The sequence below is a fragment of the Pseudomonas sp. HMWF006 genome (assembly GCF_003061205.1).
GTDB classification, from domain to species: Bacteria; Pseudomonadota; Gammaproteobacteria; order Pseudomonadales; family Pseudomonadaceae; genus Aquipseudomonas; species Aquipseudomonas monsensis.
The window spans coordinates 1-6,637 of record NZ_QAIU01000195.1 but is presented as its reverse complement, the minus strand read 5'-3'; the positions used below and the strand labels follow the sequence as shown (position 1 = coordinate 6,637).

The window sequence follows — 6,637 nt, the reverse complement described above, 5'->3', positions numbered from 1 at the left end:
ATCCTCACCCGCCCGCTCGGTGCCCACCGAGCGGGCGGGTGAGGATGTAGGCGATCCAGAAGGTCAGCACCACGTTGGCCCCGAGGCGCCAGGCCAGCAGCGTCGCCGTAATCAGCGCCCCGAAAATCACCGCACCCAGGGTGAAGCCCAGGCCCAGCGCTTCGGTGGCCAGATCGCCGGCGGCGGTGCCGAGAGCAAAGGTGCAAAGCACCGTGGACCAGTAGAAAAGTTCGCGCCGCGGTGTGTTGATCTGGCGAATCGACAGGTTGTTCTCCACGGTGAACCAGATCAGGAAATTCACCGCCAGCAGCACCGAAAATACCGCCGTGCTGACATACAGGCTAATGTCGAGCATGTCGGTCATGATGTCGGTGATCTGCGTGCCGACGATGCTCACAAGCACCACGGTCAACCAGTAGATCCACGGCGAATACGCGGTTTTGCGCATTTGCAGGAACAGCGCGCCACCCAGCAGCAGCGCCATGCCGATGCTGGTCCAGCCAGCGCCGAACCCCGCGTCAACGGCCAGGAAGTCGGCGCCGGTTTCACCCACGGTGGTCGATAGAATCTTGATCACCCAGAAGGCCAGTGTCACTTCGGGTACTTTATTAAGCCATCCGGCTTTTGCGGGATTCATGTGCGAGTTGCCTCTCCTGAACAGCGCTGAACTTGCGCTAAGGGGAGGATACGACTGAAGACTTAGCTGAGACTGAGGGTTCGCTTGGTCTTGAGAGGAGGGAGAATGTGATTGAGTAACACGCTAATAGCTCGCTAAACGTAATCTTTAATAGTCGCAAAATGGATCTGCATACTGACTGCTTTTGTCCCAGGCTGTGTGAAAACACCTGCAATTGTCTAATCTTCTGATCGTCTAGATCGTATCGAGGACGATCATGAAGCGATTCATTGAAGGCGAGGCCCGGACGCAAGTGACTTTGCTGCCGGAGTGCCTGGACGATTACGTAACCGAAGAAAATCCAGTCCGAGTGGTCGACGTTTTCGTCGATGAACTCGACCTGGGCGCACTTGGGTTTGAGGGCGTCGATCCTGCTGCAACGGGTCGTCCGGCCTATCATCCAGCGGTCTTGCTAAAGATCTATATCTACGGCTATCTCAATCGGATTCAGTCCAGCCGCCGGCTTGAACGTGAGGCCGAGCGCAACGTCGAGTTGATGTGGCTAACGGGGCGTTTGGCCCCGGACTTCAAAACCATTGCCGACTTTCGCAAAGACAACGGCAAAGCCATTCGCAGCGTATGCCGCCAGTTCGTAGTTCTTTGCCGCAACCTCAATCTCTTCTCCCAGTCGATCATCGCCATCGACGGCAGCAAATTCAAAGCCGTCAATAATCGCGACCACAACTTCACTCAGGGCAAAGTGAAGGCACGCATGCAGCAGATCGAGCAGAGTATTGATCGATATCTGGCGGCGATGGATTCGGCGGATGGGGCAACACCCGAAGTCGCCGAGGCCAAAGCAGAGCGGCTTAAAGAAAAGATAGAAACACTGAAAAAGCAGATTCAGAAACTCAAGGAAATCGAGGCGCAGCTCCACGAAAGTCCAGACCAGCAGATCTCCCTCACAGACCCAGATGCACGCTCAATGGCCACGAGCGGTCGAGGCACCGGAACGGTTGGCTACAACGTACAAACAGCTGTCGACGACAAACACCATCTGATCGTTGTCCACGAGGTGACCAACGTTGGTAATGATCGTGGGTAACTGAGCAATATGGCGAACCAGGCGCGTGAAGAAATCGAGGCTGAATCGCTAACGGTGGTGGCCGACCGAGGCTATTACAAAGGTCTGAAAATCCTTGCTTGCGAGCAAGCCGGCATTACTACCTTCGTACCGAAACCCCTCACATCTGGCAGCAAAGCCGAAGGCCGATTTGGTAAGCAGGACTTCATCTACCTTGCTGCATCGGACGAGTATCGATGCCCTGCGGGACAGTTACTGACCCGGCGGCATTCTTCGGTGGAAGACGGCATGCTTCTGCACTGTTATTGGTTCTCGGGCTGCCAGTCCTGCGCAATGCAGAAGCAGTGTACGACCGGTAAGGAGCGCCGGGTAAAGCGCTGGGAAGATGAAGCCGTAGTCGATGCGATGCAGGTACGGCTGGAAAATGATCCAACGATGATGAGGCGTCGTCGACAGACCGTTGAACATCCTTTTGGAACGCTCAAATACTGGATGGGAAGTACCCACTTCCTGACCAAAACCCTGCCGAGGGTGAGTACTGAGATGAGCCTTCATGTGCTCGCCTACAACCTCAAACGGATGATGAGTATCTTCGGCATCTCAGAACTGCTTGAAGCGATCAGGGCGTGAATCCAGCCGTTTGATCGTCCGTGAGTGGCTGTTTGGGCCGCTAACGCGGCCCAAACAGCATTTACGAACGCCTATGTAACTGACGAGGGCAATTCGCGCTTCAGTCTGCTGGTTTCGCAGGCAACGCCCGTAGCTCTCAACTTTCGACGTATTCAGTGCGTTTTCACACGGCCTGGGCCGATAGCTGCCGGCCAAGGTCAACTATTTTCAACTCAGCGCAGACATTGCACAGGATGGCGTTGGATTATATCCAGACGTCGTTCAAGGCCGTTCTTTCGCCATCTTCATGCCCGGTGTTCAAAATACCTCGAGGCTCGATCATCATCAGTTTTGCTTCACCTTTAGCAGCCGTCCGATGTTCAACACCACGGGGAACTACATACAGTTCACCCGCATTCACATAGACGCAGCCATCCGGCAGGTCGATGCGCAAGGTGCCTTCTAGGACAAGAAATGCTTCGTCGGTCTCAGGATGTGAGTGCCAGATGAATTCGCCTTCGATTCGTACAACCTTGAACTGGTAGTCATTCATCTCTGCAACAACCCTGGGGCTCCATTGCTGTTCGATGAGCGAAGCCTTATGCACCAGATTTACCGGGAGTGTTGCTTGTGGGTGACGTAATTCAGACATGACGGTTCCTCTATCGTTGGAGTCGTCAGCCTATCGAGCCATGAGTCGGGCGCTCTTGTACGATCCTGCAAGTCAGCGTGCGGCCCGCAATCGTTCGAGCCAGCGCATGGGTGGAACTCCGTAGCAGCGGGTGAAGTGTCGCGTCATATGACTTTGATCGTGGAAACCCGCGATGAGGGACGCATCCACCAGAGCGAAACCTTCTAGCATCAATGCGCGGAACCGATCCAGACGGCGCAGGGTGACAAATCGGTAAGGGCTCGTACCGTAAAGTGTTCTGAAGTCGCGTGACAGGCTCCAGCGCTCGCGCCCACTGGCTTGCTCCAGCATTTCCAGGGTAATGCAGGTGTGCACATGTTCGAGGATGAATGCTCTGGCGCGCTCAGTTGCGCGGTAATCCATACGCTTGCGCCCACGCGGCTTGCCCGCGACGGCACGCAACGCCATCGCCAAGTCATACAGCGCGTCCTGTTCCTCGAGTGTTTCCAGTGGATGATTCACCGCTTGCACGAATGCTTCACTGGCATGGAACAGACGCGGATCGCTCGACAGTCCCCCTGCGATAAAGGGCAAGGGTTCTCCACCCAGAACGTTCTGGATTAATGCCGGATCAACGTAGGCCATTCGATAACGAAAGCCTGCGTCGGTGCCGGCCATGCCATCGTGGAGTTCGTCGGGGTGAAGCACGAGTGTGTTGCCGGGAACACCGTGGCGCAGCGATCCTGCGTAGTGAAAGCTCTGGACGCCCGCCAACGTGCGGCCGATCGAGTAGGTGTCGTGTCGATGAGGATCGTAGCCGTGGCTGCCGAACCACGCTTCGATACGCTCGATCCCTCCAGGTTGAACACTGCGGATGACCCAGTCGACATTGCCAGCCTGGCCATTTGTCTGATCCATGAATGTGTACCTTCCCGATTCTGCGCGTTGGTGGTGAGAATCTGTCTGTCGGGAATATACAAGTTCGGGTATTTAGATGTCTGCTCCTGGCCGGTTAGCGACGGTCTGACTTCGACCGTCGCTATGTATGATCAAACCTCAGTCTGTTCCGCCATCTCCAGGGCGTCATCGACCTTAATCCCCAGATATCGAACAGTGCTCTCCAGCTTCGTATGGCCGAGCAGCAACTGAACCGCCCGAAGGTTCTTCGTTCTGCGATAGATTAGTGATGCCTTCGTACGTCTCATTGTGTGAGTGCCATACATGGCTGGAAACAAGGCCTACGGCTTTCACCCAGCCTTTGACGATACGAGCGTATTGACGAGTGGATAGATGGTCTGAGGTATGCAGCCGGCTAGGAAAAAGGCAATCCTCGCTGTGTAACTGGGCCTGATGTATCCAGGCCACGAGAGCTGACCGTGTTTGCTCAGTGATCTCAAACTGCACTGGCCGCTGCGTTTTCTGCTGCATCACCATGGCTCGGGATGATACGTGCTCGCCATGGGCGACATCGCGCACGCGGAGCTTGGTTAAGTCGCAAGCTCGAAGCTTACTGTCGATGGCCAGATCGAAGAGAGCCAGACCCCGGGTTTTTTCCGCAATTTGAAGCCTTACTCGGATGGCCCAGATATCTCTCAATCGGAGTGGGGCTTTCTGCCCGACTAGTTTTCCTTTGTTCCAGGGCTGACGGCTGCAGGTAGCGATGATGTTCATGACAAGTCCTCCAGGTGTGGAAAGACAAGGATGGCTAATCAGGGCGACGGTCGCTAACCGATCCATAGCGGCCTCTCGATCCCAGCGCGTCGCAGACTCCGATGACCAGTTCGTCGACCCTCGTCGCGGCGTTGTCCAGCAGTGTCGTTTGCTGAGGAATCAGCTTCGCTGGTCTCCCACGGCAGGCAACCCATACGCGACGTCGAATGCGTTCCTCGCGCAGGGTAACTGGAATCGGCCTCACGCCAGCTTCGACGACCTCTTAGCTATCTCGCGGATACGACTGAACAACGTGCTGGGCTCATACAGCTAGACGGTCGTGCGCGATCCCTCGCCCTTACCGCGTGCGGCTGCCGGCCCTGACTCGGGCGCTGACTGAGATTGCATCCGGTGCCTATCTGCCGCTGCCGTCGCCGGGGCTTCCATCGCGGCCGCAGGGCGGACCATGCCCGATATCGCCGTTCAACACCTCCAGGTAGCCCTCCTCGATATTCAGCCGCTCGACTAGAAAGTCGACGAAGGCACGCACTTTCGGTGACTGCACCTGACCGCGCGGGAACAGTGCATGCAGATCGAGGTCCGTGCCACGCCAGCCGGTGAGCACGCGCTGCACCAGACCCCGCTCGACGAACGCCCGCACAAAGACGTCACTGGTCAGCATCAGGCCTTCTCCATCCATCATCACAGTGCGAAGGGCGCTCGGATCGCTGGCGATCACGACGGGGTCGACCGGGAACTCGCGCAGCTTTCCGTTTCCATCATCGAGGGTCCAGGCGAAGCCGTGGGCGCTTCGGTGATTGGTCTGCACGGTTGCCCGGTGGTAAATCAAGTCGTCGGGATGCAGCGGCTCGCCGAAACGCTCGATGTAACCGGGGGTGGCGTAGATCGCGGTACGGAACACGGCGAGCTTGCGCGCCGCCAGGTTGGAATCCGCCAGCGTGCCAACGCGCATCGCCACGTCGATTTCGCCGGCGATGATGTCGACCTGGTCGTTGCTCAGCAGCAGTTCCACGCGAACGTCCGGATGGCGTGCGTGGAATTCGCTGAGTAAGGGCGCGACCCAAGTGTTGCCCACCGGATGAGATGCAGTGACGCGCAGCCAGCCTCGCGGCCCGCTCTGCAACTCACTGACGGCGCTCTCCGCCTCGTCCAGGTCGCGCGCAATGCGCTGGCAATGCGCGAAATAGATGTTGCCCGCCTCGGTCAAGCCGAGCTTGCGGGTTGTGCGATGCAATAGCTGCGCACCCAGTCGCTCTTCCAGCTCCTGCACCTTACGACTCACGGTCGCCTTGGGCATGTGCAGCGTGTTTGCGGCAGCCGTGAAGCTGCCCAACTCCACAACCTTGACGAACACCAAAGTGTCATTGAGATCTCGATTCATGGAGCATCCTAGCGATTATTCCATTGATGGAACAATTATTCACAAAAAGGCCGACTAATACACTGGCAGCGGCTGCACTACATTGGTCTCAACAGCAAACGGAGGTCACTGCCTCCACCGCTTAAGCCAAGGATACGAACATGAACAGACTAACTGGCAAGACCGCAGTAATCACCGGTGGCGCGACCGGCATCGGTCTCGCGGCGGCAAAGCGCTTCATCCAGGAAGGCGCCTTCGTCTTCATCTACGGCCGTCGGCAGGAAGCGCTCGACGCTGCCGTGGCCGAGCTTGGACCAAAGGCCCTCGCCATAACGGGCTCGGTCTCCGATGAGGCCGACCTAGACCGACTCTATGTGGCAGTGAAGGCCGAGCGCGGAACCCTCGACATCCTCTTCGCCAATGCCGGCACCGGCAGCCCACTCAAGCTGGGCGAGATCACCGCCGCCCATATCGACGAAACCTTCGAAACCAACGTGAAGGGCACCATCTTCACGGTCCAGAAGGCGCTGCCGCTGATGGGCGAGGGCGGTTCGATCATCCTGACCGGATCGAGCGCCGGCACCACGGGTGCTCCCGGATTCACCGCCTACAGCGCGAGCAAGGCGGCCGTGCGCAACCTCGCTAGGACCTGGGCAGAGGATCTGA

The 6,637-nt window shown here is 57.5% G+C and carries 4 protein-coding genes and 3 pseudogenes; 2 read left to right on the top strand and 5 right to left on the bottom strand.

Features of this window, described 5'->3' with window-relative positions:
- Window positions 1–25: 25 nt before the first annotated feature.
- A pseudogene (locus DBR24_RS07700) lies at window positions 26–637 on the bottom strand (hypothetical protein); the annotation flags it as partial.
- Between the two features lie 256 nt (window positions 638–893).
- Here DBR24_RS07700 and DBR24_RS07695 point away from each other — a divergent pair.
- Window positions 894–2,330, top strand: a pseudogene (locus DBR24_RS07695) (IS1182 family transposase).
- Between the two features lie 244 nt (window positions 2,331–2,574).
- Here the strand turns inward: DBR24_RS07695 and DBR24_RS07690 are convergent.
- The 4 genes and pseudogenes from DBR24_RS07690 to DBR24_RS07675 form a co-directional block, all read right to left on the bottom strand.
- Window positions 2,575–2,961, bottom strand: a complete 387-nt coding sequence (locus DBR24_RS07690; RefSeq protein WP_128614405.1) for a cupin domain-containing protein — start codon at window positions 2,959–2,961, stop codon at window positions 2,575–2,577.
- A 72-nt stretch (window positions 2,962–3,033) separates the two neighbouring features.
- A complete protein-coding gene (locus DBR24_RS07685; protein ID WP_128614404.1) occupies window positions 3,034–3,858 on the bottom strand; it encodes an AraC family transcriptional regulator in 825 nt (274 codons plus the stop codon).
- Between the two features lie 131 nt (window positions 3,859–3,989).
- Window positions 3,990–4,611: pseudogene (locus DBR24_RS07680) on the bottom strand (tyrosine-type recombinase/integrase).
- A 394-nt stretch (window positions 4,612–5,005) separates the two neighbouring features.
- Complete coding sequence (locus tag DBR24_RS07675) at window positions 5,006–5,992, bottom strand: LysR family transcriptional regulator (protein ID WP_128614403.1); 987 nt, start codon at window positions 5,990–5,992, stop codon at window positions 5,006–5,008.
- Window positions 5,993–6,132: 140 nt separating this feature from the next.
- Here DBR24_RS07675 and DBR24_RS07670 point away from each other — a divergent pair.
- Window positions 6,133–6,637, top strand: a 505-nt coding sequence (locus DBR24_RS07670) for an SDR family NAD(P)-dependent oxidoreductase (protein WP_128614402.1), incomplete at its 3' end; no start/stop codon positions are given.